At 67.7% G+C, this 18,107-nt stretch carries 11 protein-coding genes; 4 read left to right on the top strand and 7 right to left on the bottom strand.

Going from position 1 to position 18,107, the window contains the following annotated elements; genetic code table 11:
• Positions 1-13 precede the first annotated feature (13 nt).
• Positions 14-2,545, top strand: coding sequence for a glycogen/starch/alpha-glucan phosphorylase (locus ACYQR9_RS23830; RefSeq protein ID WP_461229888.1), 2,532 nt, complete (start codon positions 14-16; stop codon positions 2,543-2,545).
• Between the two features lie 236 nt (positions 2,546-2,781).
• Here the strand turns inward: ACYQR9_RS23830 and ACYQR9_RS23825 are convergent, their stop codons facing one another.
• The 3 genes from ACYQR9_RS23825 to ACYQR9_RS23815 form a co-directional block, all read right to left on the bottom strand.
• Positions 2,782-4,467 carry an OFA family MFS transporter gene (locus ACYQR9_RS23825; RefSeq protein ID WP_461228259.1) on the bottom strand — a complete coding sequence of 562 codons (1,686 nt, stop codon included), beginning with the start codon at positions 4,465-4,467 and terminating at the stop codon, positions 2,782-2,784.
• Between the two features lie 277 nt (positions 4,468-4,744).
• Positions 4,745-5,161, bottom strand: a complete 417-nt coding sequence (locus tag ACYQR9_RS23820; RefSeq protein WP_207411653.1) for a DUF779 domain-containing protein — start codon at positions 5,159-5,161, stop codon at positions 4,745-4,747.
• 60 nt (positions 5,162-5,221) lie between these two features.
• Positions 5,222-7,426: a 3-hydroxyacyl-CoA dehydrogenase NAD-binding domain-containing protein gene (locus ACYQR9_RS23815; RefSeq protein WP_461228258.1), complete on the bottom strand. Its 2,205-nt coding sequence runs from the start codon at positions 7,424-7,426 to the stop codon at positions 5,222-5,224.
• A gap of 110 nt (positions 7,427-7,536) precedes the next feature.
• Between ACYQR9_RS23815 and ACYQR9_RS23810 the strand changes: the two genes are divergently transcribed.
• The gene (locus tag ACYQR9_RS23810) at positions 7,537-8,322 is read left to right on the top strand and encodes an EAL domain-containing protein (RefSeq protein ID WP_082470028.1); all 786 of its coding nucleotides are present in this window, start codon (positions 7,537-7,539) and stop codon (positions 8,320-8,322) included.
• Between the two features lie 49 nt (positions 8,323-8,371).
• Here ACYQR9_RS23810 and ACYQR9_RS23805 read toward each other — a convergent pair whose 3' ends face one another.
• The 3 genes from ACYQR9_RS23805 to ACYQR9_RS23795 all read right to left on the bottom strand — a co-directional run bounded on the left by ACYQR9_RS23805 (position 8,372) and on the right by ACYQR9_RS23795 (position 12,177).
• Positions 8,372-8,854 carry a DUF2059 domain-containing protein gene (locus tag ACYQR9_RS23805; protein ID WP_461228256.1) on the bottom strand — a complete coding sequence of 161 codons (483 nt, stop codon included), beginning with the start codon at positions 8,852-8,854 and terminating at the stop codon, positions 8,372-8,374.
• 120 nt (positions 8,855-8,974) lie between these two features.
• The gene (locus tag ACYQR9_RS23800) at positions 8,975-10,183 is read right to left on the bottom strand and encodes an acetyl-CoA C-acetyltransferase (protein ID WP_461228255.1); all 1,209 of its coding nucleotides are present in this window, start codon (positions 10,181-10,183) and stop codon (positions 8,975-8,977) included.
• Between the two features lie 206 nt (positions 10,184-10,389).
• Positions 10,390-12,177 (bottom strand): acyl-CoA dehydrogenase C-terminal domain-containing protein, encoded by a 1,788-nt coding sequence (locus ACYQR9_RS23795; RefSeq protein WP_461228254.1) that lies wholly within the window; start codon positions 12,175-12,177, stop codon positions 10,390-10,392.
• 284 nt (positions 12,178-12,461) lie between these two features.
• Here ACYQR9_RS23795 and ACYQR9_RS23790 point away from each other — a divergent pair, with 284 nt between their 5' ends.
• The gene (locus ACYQR9_RS23790; RefSeq protein ID WP_461228253.1) at positions 12,462-15,929 is read left to right on the top strand and encodes a tetratricopeptide repeat protein; all 3,468 of its coding nucleotides are present in this window, start codon (positions 12,462-12,464) and stop codon (positions 15,927-15,929) included.
• Between the two features lie 251 nt (positions 15,930-16,180).
• Positions 16,181-16,618 (top strand): DUF3429 domain-containing protein, encoded by a 438-nt coding sequence (locus tag ACYQR9_RS23785; RefSeq protein WP_056426211.1) that lies wholly within the window; start codon positions 16,181-16,183, stop codon positions 16,616-16,618.
• Between the two features lie 4 nt (positions 16,619-16,622).
• Here the strand turns inward: ACYQR9_RS23785 and ACYQR9_RS23780 are convergent, their stop codons facing one another.
• Positions 16,623-18,089 (bottom strand): FAD-dependent monooxygenase, encoded by a 1,467-nt coding sequence (locus tag ACYQR9_RS23780; RefSeq protein ID WP_461228252.1) that lies wholly within the window; start codon positions 18,087-18,089, stop codon positions 16,623-16,625.
• Positions 18,090-18,107 lie beyond the last annotated feature (18 nt).

The raw sequence follows: 18,107 nt of genomic DNA, 5'->3' as shown, positions 1-18,107 counted from the left end.
GGGGAACGAGACCATGCTGAACGAAATCCTGGCCGCCTCCGCACGGAGTGACGAGACCGGCACGCGCGCCGCAGCGGCGGAAGCGCCGGCCCGGCCGGGCTGGACCGCTCCCGCCAAGCCCGCTTCCGGCGACCCCGTGGCGGATCTGCGCGAAGCCATCCTCGCCAAGCTCGCCTATGCCATCGGCAAGACCCCCGAGACCGCTCGCGAGCGGGACTGGTTCGCCGCCACCGCCCTGGCCCTGCGCGACCGGATCGTCGACGCTTGCATGGACGGCAGGTCCACGAGCATTCCCAACAAGCGGGTCTATTACCTCTCCCTCGAATTCCTCATCGGCCGGCTCCTGTCCGACGCCATGAACAATCTCGGCCTCGTCGACACGACCCGCCGGGCCTTGCGCGATCTCGGCATCGATCTCGGCGACGTCGAGGCGGCCGAACCGGACGCGGCGCTCGGCAATGGCGGTCTCGGTCGTCTCGCCGCCTGTTTCATGGAGAGCATGGCGAGCCTGTCGATCCCCGCCATCGGATACGGCATCCGCTACGATCACGGCCTGTTCAAGCAGTCCCTGGAGGATGGCTGGCAGAAGGAAGCGCCGGAAACCTGGCTCGCCGAGGGCAATCCCTGGGAGTTCGTCCGGCCCGAGGCGACCTACACGATCGGGTTCGGCGGCCATGTCACCATGTCGGCGATCTCGGACGGCGTGATCCGCCGGCACTGGCACCCGGCCGAGACCGTGCGGGCCGTGGCCCATGACGTCCCCGTGGTCGGCTGGCGGGGCAAGCACGTCAACACGCTGCGGCTCTGGAAGGCGGAGGCGGAATCGCCCCTCGAACTCGCGCAGTTCAACGGCGGTGACCATGTGGGCGCGGTGGCGGCCCGCTCCAAGGTCGAGGCGATCTCGCGGGTGCTGTATCCGAGCGATTCCTCCGAGACCGGCCAAGAACTCCGCTTGCGCCAGGAATACTTCTTCACCTCGGCCTCGCTGCAGGACCTCGTTTCCCGGCACGTGGCCGAGCGTGGCGACCTGCGCTCGCTGCCCGACCATGCCGCGATCCAGCTCAACGACACCCATCCGGCCATCGCCGTGCCGGAACTGATGCGCATCCTCCTCGAGGATCACGGCGTGACCTGGGAGGATGCCTGGCACATCACCACCAACACGCTGAGCTACACCAACCACACCCTCCTGCCGGAGGCGCTGGAGACCTGGCCGGTGGAGTTGATGGAGCGGCTGCTGCCGCGCCACATGCAGATCATCTACCTGATCAACTGGATGCATCTCGAAGAGCAGGGACGCCACGGCAGGGCCGATGCGGCGCAGCTCGCCTCGGTCTCGCTCATCGACGAGGCCAACGGCAAGCGCGTGCGGATGGGCCATCTCGCCTTCCTCGGCGCCCGCCGGGTGAACGGAGTCTCGGCGCTCCACACCGACCTGATGCGTTCCACGGTGTTCAAGGACCTCCACGCCCTCGACACCGACAAGATCGTCAACAAGACCAACGGGATCACCTTCCGGCGCTGGTTCCACAACTGCAACCCCGAGCTGACGAAGCTCGCCGTGGAGGTGGTGGGCGAGCGCGTCCTCGACGATCCCGAGGCGCTGCTGGGGCTGGCCGATCACGCCGCCGATCCCGCCTTCCAGGCCCGCTACTCCGCCATGCGCACATCCCGCAAGGAGGCCCTCGCCAAGGTGGTGGCCGAGAATACCGGCATCGTCATCGATCCGTCGGCCCTGTTCGACACGCAGATCAAGCGGATCCACGAATACAAGCGCCAACTCCTCAACGTCATCGAGACCGTGGCGCTCTACCAGGCGATCAAGGCCGAGCCGCAGAAGGACTGGACGCCGCGCGTCAAGATCTTCGGCGGAAAGGCGGCGCCGAGCTACGTCCAGGCCAAGCTCATCATCAAGCTCGCCTGCGATGTCGCCAAGCTCGTCAACAGCGACCCGGATATCGCCGGCCGGCTCAAGGTGGTGTTCCTGCCGAATTACCGCGTCAGCCTCGCCGAGGCGATCATCCCCGGCTCCGACTTGTCGGAGCAGATCTCCACCGCCGGCATGGAGGCTTCGGGTACCGGCAACATGAAGCTGGCGCTGAACGGCGCGCTCACCGTGGGCACGCTCGACGGCGCCAATATCGAGATCCGCGACCATGTGGGGGCGGACAACATCTTCATCTTCGGCCTCGACGCGGCCGGGGTGCAGAAGCGCGCTGCCGAGCCGGATTACGCCGCCCGGGCCATCGCGGCCTCACCGCGCCTCGCCGCTGCCCTCGATTTCATCGAGGCGGGTGGGTTCTCGCCGGAGGAGCGGGGCCGCTTCCAGCCGATCGTGGACGACCTGCGCCACAACGACCGCTACCTGCTCACCGTCGATTTCGACGATTACTGGCGCGTCCAGCGCGAGATCGACGCCGCCTGGATCGACAAGGCGAGCTGGTGGAAGAAGGCCATCCTCAACACCGCCCGGATGGCCTGGTTCTCCTCCGACCGCTCCATGCGCGAATATGCCGACGACATCTGGCGGGTGAAGGTGGGGTGAGCCGGAAGGCTCAACCCCACCCGCCGGGTGGTCGAAGGCCGACGCAGGGGCTCCGCCCGGAAGGACCCTGCGGGGCCGACTTGCGTCGGTCTGCTTGCACGCCGTCACAGACGACGTCGTCCCGGTCGCGTCGATGCCCCGAAGAGGCCGGTCGCGCCGGCCGCCATGCGCGACCGGTCTGGGGTCGCGGACGGAGACGAACCTCCGTTGCCGCGGAAGGGGGGCGCTTTCGGTGCCTACCCTAAGAGAATCGTCGCCTTCGACAGCGTGCTCCATATCCCCCAGGCAATGGGCAGGCCGACGGCGACCCAGGCGAGAACCGCGAGCGGCGTGACGCCGCCGCGGCCGATGCCGAAATCGCCGACCCCGCCCGGCAGAGCGGCGACCGCGTCCTTCGCTACGGCGGCACCGCCCTTCGCTGCGGCACCGAGTTCAGCGTCGCTCATGAACCAGCGCGCGGCCAGCGGACGGACCAGCAGATTCGCCACGAAGCCCGCCGCCAGGAAACCGGCGAGGATGTACATGGTCCGGGTGTAGAGCGCCGCGCCCTCGAGGCCCGCATCCACCTGAGCCTGCCGGATCGCCGTGACCACGAAGGGACCGACCACGCCCGCCGTCGACCAAGCGGTGAGCAGGCGCCCGTGAATGGCGCCGACGAACTGCGTTCCGAAGATGTCGGCGATGTAGGCTGGGATCGTGGCGAAGCCGCCGCCATACATCGACAGGATCACGCAGAAGAACGTGACGAACAGCGCCTTCGAAACGATCGACGCCGCCCAGGGCGCGCCGGCATACAGCAGGCATCCGAGGACGAAGAAGGTCGCATAGGTGACCTTGCGACCGATCTTGTCCGAGATCGACGCCCAGAAGAAACGGCCGAGGATGTTGAACAGCGACAGCAATCCGACGAAGCTGGCCGCTACCGCCGCGATTTGCGTCTTCTGGCCGGCATCGAGCTCCCCGAAGCCGAGGCCCGGCAGGCCGATCAGCGCGCCGCCGAAGATTTCCTGCAACATCGGTGAGGCGAGCGCGAGGACGCCGATGCCGGCGGAGACGTTGAGGCAGAGGATCGCCCATAGCAGCCAGAATTGCGGGGTCTTGTGGGCCTGGTCCAGATGGACGTGGCCGGAGCTGATCATCGCGCTCTTCGCTGCCGGCGCGGTCCATCCCTTGGGTTGCCAGCCGGCCGGCGGCACGCGGTAGCCGAACGCGCCGCACAGCATCGCCACGATGTAGATCCCGCCCATCACCGAGAGCGTCTGCCAGACGCCGGCCGAGTCCGGTGTCTTGAAGGTGTTGATGAGCAGCGTGGCGAGCGGCGAGCCGATCATGGCGCCGCCGCCGAAGCCCATGATGGCCATTCCCGTGGCCATGCCGCGCCGGTCGGGGAACCATTTCACCAGGGTGGAGAGCGGGGAGATGTAGCCGAGCCCGAGGCCGATGCCGCCGAGCACTCCCATGCCGATCCAGACCAGCCAGAGCTGATGCAGGTAGACGCCGAGGCTCCCGATCAGGAAGCCGCCGCCCCAGCACAGGGCTGCAGCGAGGCCGGCCTTGCGCGGGCCGGCCCGCTCCAGCCAGCCGCCGAACACGGCGGCCGAGAGGCCGAGCATCACGATGCCGATGGAGAAGACGATGACGAGGTCGCTGACGCGCCAGTCGCAGGCGGTGGTGAACAGGGAGGTGGCGATGCTCATGTCCGGACAGGCCGCCGGTGCCGTTCGCCCGATACTGAGCGCCCGGGACAGCGGTAGCCAGAACACCGACAATCCGTAGGACATTCCGATGCACAGATGGATGGCCAGCGCCGCGGGAGGCACGAGCCACCGGTTGAACCCGGGCTTGGCGACCGTGGCCTCACGTGAGAGCCAGTGCGGGGCGGCCGCACCCGCGAAGGACGCGTCACCGATACGTATGTTCATGAGGCATCTCTCATCCAGACCGAAAGGTGGCCTGGCCCTCGGGATTAACACAGGTTTATAAACGTATTGCTACGCTATGGTGTGATCCCGGGGTGAGGGTTGTATGCCGCTCGGCCGCCGCGTGGCCGGAGGATGCGTCTGCGCCTCCCTGAAGGGCCATCGTCCGGCGAACGGGGGGCTCATGTCCGCCACGGAGCGAGGGAGCGTCTCGTTTACGGGTGCCCTTGCGCTACGGTTGCCGCATCGGAATCCCGCTCGACGGAGCAGGACGACCGGGTCAGATCCGGCACGCGCCTTCGAGCGCCGTGTTCTCGGCCTCGGTGAAGATCCGTGAGCGGATGAGGAAGCGCTTGTCGCGGCCGTTCTCCAGCGAGAACATGCCGCCGCGGCCGGGCACCACGTCGAGGATCAGGTGGGTGTGCTTCCAGACCTGGAACTGAGGCCGGCTGATCCAGAAATCGGCGCCGGCCACCTGGCCGAGATGGACGTCGCTGTCGCCGGTGAGGAAATCTCCCACCGGGTAGCACATGGGCGACGAGCCATCGCAGCATCCGCCCGATTGGTGGAACATCACCGGGCCGTGCTCGGCGCGCAATTCCTCGATCAACGCGATGGCGGCCGGTGTCGCCGTGACCCGCAGGGGCGTTCCGTCGGCGCCGACCTGATCGGCGGTGGTCGCTTCGGTCGTGCTCATGGAACGCTCCCTCCCGTCATGTGACCTCGGCCGGGGAATGTCCCGAGCCGAGGTGTTCGTTCACGCCGCCTTCTTGGCAGCGGCCTCGCCGTAGAACGTGCCGCCGGCCTCCGCCATGCGCAGGACGTTCTCCGGCACTGCGAAACGCGACCCGTGCTTTGCCTCGAGGCCCTGGGCCAGGGCCACGAACGCTTTCGCACCCATGAAGTCGATGTAGGACAGGGCGCCGCCGGTGAAAGGGGCAAAGCCGAAGCCGAGGATGGAGCCCACATCGGCCTCGCGCGGATCCGTGATGACGCCTTCGCCCACGGTGCGGGCGGCCTCCAGGGCCTGAACCACCAGCAGCCGCTGCTTCAGCTCGGTGAAATCGACGTCGTCGGGGTCGATTCGCGTGGTCTGGAGCTCTGACAGGCCGGGCCAGAGCTTCTTCGAGGCGCCTTCCGGATAGTCGTAGAAGCCTTTCCGGTTCTTGCGGCCGAGCCGGCCCTCACCCTCCACCAGGGTCGTGAGCAGAGCCTTCTGAGCGGGATCGATCGCCTCGGCGCCGAGCTGCGCCTCGGTGGCCTTGACGATCTTCAGGGCGAGGTCGACGGCGACCTCGTCGGTGAGGGAGAGGGGCCCCACCGGCATCCCGGCCTGGCGGCCGGCATTCTCGATCATGGCGGCGGGGATGCCCTCGATGAGCATCTTGTGGCCCTCGTACAGATAGGCGCCGACGCAGCGATTGGCGAAGAAGCCCCGGCTGTCGTTGACGACGATGGGCGTCTTCTTGATCGCGCGGACGTAGTCGAGGGCGGTGGCGAGCGCGGCGTCGCCGGTCTGCTCGCCCTTGATGATCTCGACGAGCATCATCTTCTCCACCGGCGAGAAGAAGTGGATGCCGACGAAATTGCCCGCGCGCCGCGACGCCTTGGCAAGGCCCGAGATCGGTAGGGTCGAGGTGTTGGAGGCGAAGATCACGTCCTCGCCGATCACGGCCTCGACCTTGGCGATGACCTCGGCCTTCACCTTCGGGTCCTCGAACACCGCCTCGATCACGAGATCACAGGATGACAGGTCGGCGTAATCGGCGCTGGTGGTGATGCGCGCCAGCAGGGCCTCACGGTCGGCGGTCTTGGCGCGTCCCTTGTTGATCTGGTCGGTGACGAGCTTGTGGGCGTAGGCCTTGCCCTTCTCGGCCGCCTCGATGGACTGGTCGAGGAGGATCACCTCCATCCCCGCATTGGCGGTGACGTAGGCGACCCCGGCCCCCATGAAGCCGGCGCCGACGACGCCCACCCGCTTCACGCTGGTCTTGGCGATCTCCTTCGGCCGGCGCGCGCCCTTGTTCAGCTCGCCCATGGAGATGAACAGCGTGCGGATCATCGCCGCCGCCTCCTTGGAGCGCAGGATCTTGGCGAAGTACCGGCTCTCGACCCGCAGGGCGAGATCCATCGGCAGCTGCAGGCCCTCGTAGACCGAGGCGAGGATGGCCTTGGCGGCCGGATAATTGTCGTGGGTCTCGCGACGGTAGATCGCGTTGGCCGGGGGCCAGATCATCATGCCGGCGGGCGAATAGACCTTGCCCGAGGGGGCCTTGAACTTCGGCTGGTCCCAGGGGGCCACGGGCGAGCCGCCGGCCTTGATCCAGGCCTTGGCCTTCTCGACGATCTCGTCTTTCGGCGCGACCTCGTGGACGAGGCCCATGTTCTTGGCCATGAGAGGACGGATCTGCTCGCCTTTGAACAGCATCTGCAGGGCGTCGCCGGTCTGCATCAGGCGGGGGACGCGCTGGGTCCCGCCTGCGCCGGGGAACAGCCCGACCTTGATCTCGGGCAGGCCGACACGGGTCTTCGGGTCGTCGGACAGCACCCGGTGGTGACAGGAGAGCGAGAGTTCGAAGGCGCCGCCGAGGCAGATGCCGTTCACCGCCGCCGCGAAGGGCTTGCCGCAGGTCTCGAGCTTGCGGAAGACCAGGGTGAGCTTGCGCGATTCCTCGAAGAAGTGGCGCATGGCCTCCTCCTCGCCCTTCTCGGCTTTCAGCTTCTCGTAAGCCTGGCCGAGGCCCTGGAGCATGGTCAGGTCGGCGCCGCCGGAGAAGTTGTCCTTGCCGGAGGTGATGACGCAGCCCTTCACATCGGGATCGGCCACCACGGCGTCGATGACCTGATGCAGGTCGCTCATCACCTCTTCGGTGAAGACGTTCATCGAGCGGCCCGGCATGTCCCAGGTCGCGAGGGCGATCCCGTCGGCATCGACGTCGTAGCGGAAATTCGTGAGATTCATTTCTGACCCTCGAAGGTTCGACGAAGGAATCGTATCCATTAAGGCGATCTAAAACCTTCCGATGGATAGTTTTCCGAGAAAGTTCAAAGTCTTAACATGGGATAGAGTTGATGGCGTCGAGGAAGGCCTGCCAGGGATGTCGTGATGGCGTCGATCTCGATCTTGATTTTACCATGGCTTTTCAACCGATCGTCGATACCAGGGTCGACCGGATCTGGGGCTACGAAGCGCTCATCCGGGGCCCGGAAGGCCAGTCCGCCGGATCGATCCTCGGGCAGGTGACCGAAGCGACCATGTACCGGTTCGATCAGGCCGCGCGGGTGCGCGCCATCGAACTCGCCGGACGCCTGTTCCAGGCCGACGACGACACAAGATTGTCGATCAACTTCATGCCGAACGCCGTCTACGAGCCCGCGGCCTGCATCCGCTCGTCCCTGGAGGCGGCGCGCCAATTCGGCTTCGCTCACGAGCGGATCATGTTCGAGTTCACCGAGAACGAGAAATTCCGCGACATCGCGCATCTGCAGCGCATCGTCGACGAGTATCGCCGGCAGGGCTTCCTGACGGCCCTCGACGATTTCGGCGCCGGCTTCGCCGGGCTCAGCCTGCTGGCCAACTTTCAGCCGGACCTGATCAAGATCGACATGGACCTGCTGCGCGGCATCGACCGGGACCGGGCGCGGCAGGTCATCACGGCGGGCATCCTCTCGATCGCCCGGCAACTCGGCATCGAGGTCATCGCCGAGGGAATCGAGACGCAGGCGGAATTCGCGACCATGCGCGAACTCGGCGCGAATCTGTTCCAAGGCTATTATTTCGCCCGTCCCCAACTCGAAGCCCTCCCGAGCGTTTCCGGCTTCGAGGCGCGGGAGCCGCGCCTCGACCTCGCGTCCTAAGGCGGGGCGAAGCCCCTCCCAGTCTTCGCGCTTTACTTCGCGCCGGTCTCTACTTGGCGCCGGGCATCGGCGGCATCGGAGCGGCCGGCTTGTCGCCGGCCGAGGCGATCGCCAACATGTTCAGGATCTTGGTGACCGCACCCTGCGAGATGACGGTGACGGTCGAGGCCGGGTCCGAATTGATCGTCTGGAACTTCTGGTAGATCTTGTCGTCGTAGATGCCGCTGAGGTGCTTGAGCTCGTCGATGTTGAACTTCTCGGCATAGGCCTTGGAGAGACCGTCGATCATGACTTCGCGCTGCTTCTCGAACTCGGCGCGGACTTCCTTGCGCACGGCCTCGGCCTTGTCTTCCGCCATCGGCTGCACGGTCTTCTCGAGAGCTCCGGTGAAGCCGGTTTCGAGGTTCTTGATCAGCGTCTTCTGAACCAGATCCTTGGCGATCGTGACCCGGTCGGACATGTCGTCCGCGCGGGCGGCGAGCGGCGCCATCAATGCCGTGGTCAGCATCATGGTGGCGAGAATGCGTGTCATCTTGGCGTGTCTCCCGATGTTGTCTTTGCGCCGCCGGTTCCGGCGGCGGGAGCGCGCCGTCTAACAGCGTTTCGAAGGGTTTGGGAGGCGGGACCGGCGAAAGCCCGCCCCGGCCCGGTTCTACACCCGCTCGATGATCGTGGCGGTGCCCATTCCGGCGCCGATGCAGAGGGTCACGAGGGCGCGCTCCTTGCCCGTGCGCTCCAACTCGTCGAGGACCGTGCCGAGGATCATGGCGCCGGTGGCGCCCAGCGGATGGCCCATGGCGATGGCGCCTCCATTGACGTTCACCTCGGACGGATTGAGCCCGAAGGCCTGACAGAAGCGCAGGACCACGGCGGCGAACGCCTCGTTGACTTCGAACAGGTCGATATCGGCGATGGTCATGCCGGCGCGGGCCAGCACCTTCTTCGTCACGTCCACCGGTCCGGTGAGCATGAGGGCCGGGTCCGAGCCGATATTGGCGAAGGCGCGGATACGGGCGCGCGGCTTGAGGCCGGCCCGCGCGCCGGCTTCCTTCGAGCCCACCAGCACGGCGGCGGCGCCATCGACGATGCCCGAGGAATTGCCGGCGTGATGGACGTGGTTGACCATCTCCACATCGGGATGCGCGTCGACCGCCACGGCGTCGAAACCGCCCATCTGGCCCATCTGGACGAAGGAGGCCTTCAGCCCGGCCAAGGACTGCATGTTGGTGGAGGGACGCATGTGCTCGTCGGTGTCGAGCAGGGTGATGCCGTTGACGTCGCGCACCGGGACGACGGAATTCCTGAACAACCCGTCGGCCCAGGATTTCGCCGAGCGCTTCTGCGATTCGACCGCGTAGGCGTCGCATTCGTCGCGGCTGAATCCGTATTTCGTGGCGATGAGATCGGCCGAGACGCCCTGCGGCATGAACCAGGATTTGATGGCGATGGCCGGGTCCACCGGCCAGGCCCCGCCGGAGGCGCCGAGGCCGACGCGGCTCATGGATTCGACGCCGCCGCCGACCGTCATGTCGTGCTGGCCGGCCATGATCTGGGCCGCGGCGAAGTTCACCGCGTCGAGCCCGGAGGCGCAGAAGCGGTTGATCTGCACACCGGGGACATGGGTGCCGTAATCCGCCACCAGGGCCGCCGCCCGGGCGATGTCGCCACCGGCCTCACCGACGGGATCGACGCAGCCGAGGATGACGTCGTCCACCTGCCGCGTGTCGAGCTCGTTGCGCTCCTTGAGGGCGCGCAGGGCCGTTTCGGCGAGGCGCAGGGCCGTCACCTCGTGCAACGCGCCATCCGGCTTGCCGCGGCCGCGCGGCGTGCGGACGTGATCGTAGATGAAGGCCTCGGGCATATGCGTTTCCCTGTTGTCCGCTCCTGCGGAGCGACGGCTTTCAAAGTCTGCTCTCGGTCTCGCCGTCATTCCGGGGCCGCGAAGCGGAGCCCGGAATCCAGATCCGCGAACACATCCAAGGTTTGTCGCGTCGGCGGTTCTGGATTCCGGGCTCGCTCTGCAAGCGCCCCGGAATGACGTGGTGAACTGAAAGTCTGTCGTCCGCTCTAAAACGCCTCGGCGCTCAACGCCATGGTCGTGTCGGCTCCGGCCTTGATCCGCACCAGCCGCAGGGCGGTCTCGGGAAGCGTCCGCTCCATATAGAACCGGCCGATGACGAGCTTGTCGGCCATTTCCGGTGACGGGCCTTGCGCGATGCGCGCCAGCGCCGCCTTGGCGATCCGGCCCCACATGTAGCCCATGGCGACGAGGCCGAGGAGGTGCATGTAGTCGGTGGCGCCGGCCCCGGCATTGTCGGGCTTGGAGAAGGCGTTCTGCATGAACCACATGGTGGCGCCCTGGAGGTCGTTCAGGCCGGCCTGGAGCGGGCCGGTGAACGGCTTCATCTCGGCCTCCTCGTCATGGTCCTTGATGAAGGTCTGGACCTCGGCGAGGAAGCTCATCATCGCCCGGCCGCCATCCTTGGGTAGCTTGCGGCCGATGAGGTCCATGGCCTGAATGCCGTTGGCGCCCTCGTAGATCATGGCGATGCGGGCATCGCGCACGAATTGCGACATACCCCATTCCTCAATGTAGCCGTGCCCGCCGAAGAGCTGCTGGGCCGCCACCGCGTTGTCGAAGCCCTTGTCCGTGAGCACGCCTTTCACCACCGGGGTCATCAGGCCCATATGGTCCTCGGCCTTCTGGCGCTCGGCCGCATCGTCGGAGCGATGGCCGATATCAGCCTGAAGCGCGGTCCACAGCACCAGCGCGCGGGCAGCCTCGTTGAAGGCGCGGATTCCCATCAGGGTCCGGCGCACGTCGGGATGGACGATGATCGGGTCGGCCACCTTGTCCGGCGCCTTGGCGCCGGTGAGGGAGCGGCCCTGGAGCCGGTCCTTCGCGTAAGCCACCGCGTTCTGGTAGGCGACCTCCGACTGGGCAAGACCCTGGACGCCCACCGCGAGGCGCGCTTCGTTCATCATCACGAACATCGCATTGAGACCGCGGTTCTCCTGGCCGACGAGCCAGCCCTTCGCGCCGTCATAGTTCATGACGCAGGTGGAATTGCCGTGGATGCCCATCTTGTGCTCGAGAGAGCCGCAGGAGACGCCGTTGCGCTCCCCCACCGAGCCATCCTCGTTGACGAGGAATTTCGGCACCACGAACAGCGAGATGCCCTTGGTCCCGGCCGGCGCACCCTCGATCCGGGCGATGACGAGGTGGACGATGTTTTCGGACAGGTCGTGCTCGCCGGCCGAGATGAAGATCTTGGTGCCCGTGAGGCTGTAGGACCCGTCGCCGTTCGGCACCGCCTTGGTCTTGAGGAGCCCGAGATCCGTGCCGCAATGGGGCTCGGTGAGGTTCATCGTACCGGTCCAGGCGCCTTCCACCATCTTGGGCAGATAAGTCGCCTTCTGCTCCTCCGAGCCGTGGACGAGGAGGGCCGCCATCGCGCCCTGCGTCAGGCCCGGATACATGGCCAATGCCAGATTGGCCGAAGAGGTGAATTCCGAGATCGCGGTGTTGATCGTGTGCGGCAGGCCCTGGCCGCCATATTCCTCCGGCACGGAGATGCCCATCCAGCCGCCCTCGGCATAGGCGTCGTAGCCGGCCTTGAACCCGTCCGGCGTGGAGACGCTGCCATCCGCCTGGCGGGTACAGCCCTGCCGGTCGCCCACGGCATTGAGAGGGGTGAGCACGCCCTCGGCAAGCTTGGCGCCCTCGACCAGAACCGCCTGGATCAGGTCGGGCGACGCATCCGCGAAACCGCGCAGGTTGTTGCGTCCATGGAAGGCGAAGACGTCGTTGAGGAGAAACTGAACGTTCTCGACCGGTGCACGATAACTCGGCATCTCGTCTGTCCTCCACCCGCTTGATCGCATGCCCGATTCGGCCTCTCAGCCCCGGCACGCTTGATAGTTCATATATAAACTATCGCCGTGCGGAGGGAAAGGGGCACCGTCCGCGAGACGTCGACGATAACATAAGGCCAGTTTGGCACAGGCCTTAACCGCCTGTTTACCAAGAGTGCGAAATGTCAGCGGCAATCGATCCGTTTCGCTGCCGCTGCGACACCTCTGCGTTGCACACTGACAAACCGGATTGGGTCACGGACCTCGCTGCCCCGGGTTTGACGATGAAACGCAACGCGACGCTCAACCTGGAAGAGTTCGACCCGGAAATCCTCGATGCCGCCCGCGATGTGGCGCGTCGCGCAGGGGTGCCGGTCGAGACCTGGATCGCGTCGATCGTCACGCCGGACCAGAAGCCCAAGGCTCGCCGCCGCCGCTTGACCTCGTCGATGCAGCATCAGACCCGCCCGCTCGTCGACGTTTCGAGCAGCGCGCCGTCACCCGCCGAGGCCAATCCCGCATCCGTCGAGGCCGATCACGCACCCGTCGACGCCGCGGAGGCCGTCGTCACCGACGGCGCTGACGTCGTCTCGGCCCCCGTCGTCTCGGCTCCTGCACCGGACCCGATCGCGCCCTTCACGACCTCCATCGCCGAGATGATGCGCCGTCTCGACCAGATCGATCATAAGATCGCCCAGGATCACCAGATCTCGCAGGAGACGGCGACGCGGACGATCGAGGAGATCGAGGCCCGGATCAGCACGGTGCTGGATGCCGGCCTCTCCCCGGCGGCACAGATGGCCGAGCGTCTGGCGCAGATCGAGCGCCGCATGGTCGAACTCGGCGAGCAGCTGGCCTCGCCGCGCCCCATCGGCCGGCGCGGCCGCCCTGTCGAGGTGGAGCTGCGCGACGCGGTGGCGGAAATCCGCCAGCGTCAGCGCGAACTCGATTCCGACTCGGCCACCGCCGAGCAGAAGCCCGCCGCCGCGGCGACACGGGCGCCGTCGCCGGCGCTCTCCGAATTGCAGGCCGAGACGAGCCGTCTTCGCGAATCGATCACCGGCCTCGCCACGGGCCGCGACGTCGGTGCCCTCGAACAGGCGATGCACTCCCTCGTCACCGGGGTCCAGCGCGCGCAGGAGCCCTCCGACCTCGCCGCCATCGCGGCCCCCATCGAACTGATCCGCGTTCAGGTCGCCCGTCTCGCCGACGATGTGGCCGAGAACGTCCATGCCCGCGTCGCCAGCGACGTCGAGCGCCTCGCGGCGAAGGTGGACGGGGCGCTCAGCAGCAGCGCGCCGGGCTTCGCCGACCGTGACGAACTCGGTAACCTGTTCCGCGAACTGGACGAAATCCGCCGCCTGATCGGTTCGCTCGCCGGGCCGGAGCGGATCCAGAGCCTCGCCCAGGGGCTCCAGGCGATCAGCGCCCAGATCACAGAATTGCAGGGCGGCGTCGGCGGTGACGGAGCCAACATGGCCGAGCTGCGGCCGTTGCTCGAAGAGATCCGCCTCGGCCTGCGGACCCCGCCTTCGGGTGGGATCGAGGAACAGATCCAGGCGATGGGCGCCAAGCTCGACGCGCTGCGCGAAGGCGGCTCCGTCGGCGGCGGCAGCCATTCGGACGAGATCATCGTGCGGATCGACGCCCTGGCCGACAAGGTCGAGCGGGTCAGCGTCAATCCGGTCGGCGACCTGATCGGCCGCCTCGAGGATCTCGGCGAAACCCTGCGCCGGCCGGTGATTCCCGGCGGCGACCTCGCCTCGATCCACGGCATGCTCCACGACCTCGCCGACAAGCTCGACCGGGTGGGAGGCCCCGCCGGACCCCGCGCCGAAGGTCTCGACGTGCTGGAGAAGCAGGTTCTGGCGCTGGCCAGCCGCATCGACACGCGCGACGCGGACCCCGCGATCGCTGGCCTCGAGCGGACGATGTCCGACCTGCTCGGCCAGGTCTCGGCTTTGCGCGAAGAGGTTCCGATCGAGGCCGCCGTAGAGCGCGCCGCACGCAATGCCGTGGCCGAGAGCATCGGGACCACCGGCGAGACGGGCGAACTCGGAATGCTCCGGGCCAGCCTGGCGGATCTGCGCGCCCAGCAGACGGCCTCCGAGCAGCGGATGCAGGCGACGCTCGACGGCGTCCATTCCACCCTGGACAGGCTCGTCGGCCAGCTGGGCGTCCTGGCCGAGGCCGGCCCGCTCGCCGCCGGCCGCTCCACCTCGTCTCACGACCTCGCCGAGCGGCTCGGAATCGCCACCGGCCGCGTGGACGAGCGGGCCCCGATGCAGGCGGGCGCCATGATCCGGCGGGCCGAGCCCTTGCGGGTGAGCCCGACGGCCCAATCCTTCGAGCTCGGTCGCGTCACGGACGAGCCGCTGGAGCCCGGCGCCCGCCGTCCCAGCCCCGACCGGTCCGCCGAGAGCGGTTCGGACGCGATCAAGCCGACCGAGAGCGACATCAAGACGAGCTTCATCGCCGCCGCGCGGCGTGCGGCGCAGGCCGCGCAGAACGAGGCCGCGATCGCGGCCCGCTCGCCCGAGATGCAGCGTCGCGGTGCCTCCGACGACGCCCTGGAAACCTCCACCCCCGGGCGCGTTGCGCGTCTGCGCGCCGAATTCGACAAGCGTCGCAAGCCGCTCCTCCTCGGCCTCGCCGCCATCGTCCTCGCGCTCGGTGCATTGCAGGCCATCAACTCACGGCGTACCGCGACGGATGTGTCGGCAGCCCAAATCGCCGAAGCGCAGGCCGCCCCAGGCCAGCCCTCGGACAGCGCGGCCAAAACCGATACGGCCAATGCCGACACGGCCAATACCGACACGGCCAAGGCTGACGCATCGAAGGCTGACGCATCTCCCACCGACACTGCCAGGGTCGCCGCGGATACGCCTGCGCGGCCGGACCCGGAAACCACCCAGTCGATCTCCGAGCCGGCCTCGTCGAAGGCCGTCCCGACCCTGACCGAATCCTCGAGTCAGCCGGCCCAGCGTCCGGTGCCGAAGGTCGCCGCCCTCGGTAATCTGGCGGGCGATCTCGGGGCGGTGCCGACGGGGCTCGCGCAGCTTCGCAAGGCCGCTCTCGAAGGCGATGGAGCCTCCGTCTACGATCTCGCCGCCCGCGCCCTCGAAGGCCGGGGCATGCCCCGCGACTTCGCGGTGGCGGCAAAGCTGTTCGAGGCCCTGGCCGAAGTCGGCTACGCCCCGGCGCAGTACAAGCTCGGCGGCCTCTACGAGAAGGGCTCGGGCGTGGTGCGCGACCTCGCCCAGGCCAAGCTCTGGTACGCCCGCGCGGCGGAACAGGGCCATGCCCGCTCGATGCATAACCTTGCCGTGGTCTACGCCGAGAATCCGGCGGCGAACGGCAAGCCGGATTACACCACGGCTTCACAATGGTTCCGGCGCGGCGCCGAGTACGGCATGCGCGACAGCCAGTACAACCTCGCCGTCCTCTACGCGCGGGGCCTTGGGTTGCAGCAGGATCTGGTCCAATCCTACCTCTGGTTCTCTGCCGCTGCGGCCCAGGGCGACGACGATGCGGGCCGGAAGCGCGACGATGTCGCCGCCAAGCTGGCGCCGAAGGATCTCGTGGTGGCGCAGAAGCTCAGCGCCGCCTTCAAACCGAAGGCATCGGTGGCGGCCGTCAACGAGCCTCCCGCGCCCACCGGCGCCGGCGTGGATGGGTCGATGAGCCTGATCGGTGCACCGCCCCCCGCCACACCGGCTCCGACCGCGCCGCGCCGCACCACGGGTGCGTGACACACCGGTCGCATGCGGACATGGACTGCGCGTGATAGCGACGCGCGTAGCGTCGACGCGGGCGGAGCGAAGTCGAATCGACGTTCCTGTTCAGAGCGTTACCTGAACCTGGACGTGAGTCGATCCGTCGGCGGCTCTGGATCGGCGGGGCGTTTCGCGCGGCGAGAACCGTGTATAGTCACGGCAGATGAGATCCTGGCCGCGGATCGCGGACGATCGCGGGATCACGGACCAATGGAGCCGGAGATTAGATGGCGCGTGTGACGCCCATACCGACATCAGCCCTCGTTCTCGGCGTCGCCGGCCTCATTCCCTTTCTGGGGTTCGCAGCTCTTTCCCTCAGCGGCAGCGATGGTGGCCTCGGCAATGTCGGGCTGGCCCCACGCACCATCCTCTCGACCTATGGCGCGGTGATCGCATCGTTCCTCGGCGGCATCCGCTGGGGTGCGGCCGCGTCCGGCGGAGCGGGCGGGCGCGACTACGTCATCGCCATCCTGCCCTCCCTCATCGCCTGGGCGGCCCTGGCCTTCCCCATGCCGTGGGACCTGCGCGTGCTCGGCCTGCTCGTCCTCGGCTGGGGCTTCGTCGATCTCGACCTCGTCCGGCGCGGCCTCGTGCCGACCTGGCTCGGACGTCTGCGGCTCATCCTGTCGGTCGTGGCCGGCTGCGCGCTGCTGATCGCGGCCTGAGCTTTCAGGGCCGGTCGGGGCCGAGCCGCGAGAGGTAGCGCTCCGCCTCGTCCCAGGTGTCGGCCGTCCCGGAAAAGCCCACATAGCCGTCGGGCCGAACGAGGATCAGGCGGTCGCCTTCGGGCGGGCGTCGCGGCGTCGGTTCGAGCAGGGCGGGATACCGCGCCGCGAAGCTCGCTCCCCGTGTCGTATCCGCCGCGTAGAGGACGAAGAGCGGCACCGGGCCGGAGCCGGCGGGCAATCCGTCATCGTGCTCCGGGGCCCAGCGCTTTCCCGCCTCGGGGCCGTGAGAGAGCGGGCTGTCGGTATAGGCGATCTCCACCTCGCTCATTGTCGCCGCCATCTTGTCCTGTACGGCGTGGAAGCCGAGCATGAACCGGAGCGCGAGGTTGCGGAATCCCTGCGCCACGGGATTCGACAGGGTCGCCATGTCGGTCAGGCGGGCGGCATTGCGCAGCACCATGTCGCCGACGGCGCTCCGCTCGGGGCTGTAGCTGTCGAGGAGCGAGGGCGTGGCTTGCCCCCGCTCCACCATCGCCAGTTTCCAGGCAAGGTTGATGGCGTCCTGCATGCCGGTATTCATGCCCTGGCCACCGGCGGGGCTATGGATATGCGCCGCGTCGCCGGCCAGGACCGCGCGCCCCTGCAAATATTGCGAGACCTTGCGCTCGTTGATGCGGAAATGCGTGAGCCAGACTGGATCGACGACACGAAAGCCGCCCGCGCGCTGGTCCACCAGGGCCTGTACGTCGCCGAGGGTCGGGTCCGGGCGCGGATGCGCCGGATCGGTCTTGCCGACCTGCGCGATCACCCGCGCGCGGCCGCCGGGGATCGGGAAGACCACGAGCGGCCCATCCCGGTGGAGATAGGTCGCGATCTCATCGCCGGGCGGTGCGTCGTCGCCCTCCACGCGGATATCGGCGAGGAGCCAGTCGTCCCCCTGCGCCTCGCCCGCGAAGGCGAGATCGAGCCCGTGCCGCACGGTGCTGTGCGCGCCGTCGCAGCCGATGAGCCGGGATGCCGAAATGGCCTCCTCGGCACCGTCCGCGTGGCGCAGCGTCGCTTCGATATGCTCGTCACCCGTCACGAAGCTCACGAGTTCCACCTCGCGCTCCACCGCGACGCCGAACGTGGCGAGATGCTCGATCAGCAGGCGCTCGGTCTCCCGCTGCGGGATCATGAGGGCGAAGTTGTAGCTGCTGGCGACGGCGTCGAACCGGATATGGCCGAGGATGCTGCCGGCGCTGCGCAGGGCCGCTCCATGGACGCGCAGACCGGCATCGAGGAAGGCCTGCCCGCAGCCCATCCGGTCCATGAGTTCGAGGGTGCGCGGCCAGACCACGAGCGCCTTCGAGGTCTGCGTCGGCTGCGGGCTCTTGTCGATCAGGCGGATGCCGATGCCGTATCGGGCGAGTTCGGCAGCGAGGGTGAGGCCGACCGGGCCGGCCCCGACGATGAGCGCTTGAAGCATGACCGTGCCCTGGCTCCG

The sequence above is a fragment of the Methylobacterium sp. CM6241 genome (assembly GCF_054817845.1).
Note: the sequence above shows the minus strand (reverse complement) of the source record. Positions and strands in the feature narration are given on the sequence as shown.

Bases quoted from the DNA above. Each gene is read 5' to 3' on its own strand.
- ACYQR9_RS23815 (WP_461228258.1), bottom strand. From the start codon at position 7,426: ATGAATCTCACGAATTTCCGCTACGACGTCGATGCCGACGGGATCGCC.
- ACYQR9_RS23795 (WP_461228254.1), bottom strand. From the start codon at position 12,177: ATGCCGAGTTATCGTGCACCGGTCGAGAACGTTCAGTTTCTCCTCAAC.
- ACYQR9_RS23830 (WP_461229888.1), top strand. From the start codon at position 14: ATGCTGAACGAAATCCTGGCCGCCTCCGCACGGAGTGACGAGACCGGC.
- ACYQR9_RS23800 (WP_461228255.1), bottom strand. From the start codon at position 10,183: ATGCCCGAGGCCTTCATCTACGATCACGTCCGCACGCCGCGCGGCCGC.
- ACYQR9_RS23825 (WP_461228259.1), bottom strand. From the start codon at position 4,467: ATGAACATACGTATCGGTGACGCGTCCTTCGCGGGTGCGGCCGCCCCG.
- ACYQR9_RS23805 (WP_461228256.1), bottom strand. From the start codon at position 8,854: ATGACACGCATTCTCGCCACCATGATGCTGACCACGGCATTGATGGCG.
- ACYQR9_RS23820 (WP_207411653.1), bottom strand. From the start codon at position 5,161: ATGAGCACGACCGAAGCGACCACCGCCGATCAGGTCGGCGCCGACGGA.
- ACYQR9_RS23780 (WP_461228252.1), bottom strand. From the start codon at position 18,089: ATGCTTCAAGCGCTCATCGTCGGGGCCGGCCCGGTCGGCCTCACCCTC.
- ACYQR9_RS23810 (WP_082470028.1), top strand. From the start codon at position 7,537: ATGGCGTCGAGGAAGGCCTGCCAGGGATGTCGTGATGGCGTCGATCTC.
- ACYQR9_RS23790 (WP_461228253.1), top strand. From the start codon at position 12,462: ATGAAACGCAACGCGACGCTCAACCTGGAAGAGTTCGACCCGGAAATC.
- ACYQR9_RS23785 (WP_056426211.1), top strand. From the start codon at position 16,181: ATGGCGCGTGTGACGCCCATACCGACATCAGCCCTCGTTCTCGGCGTC.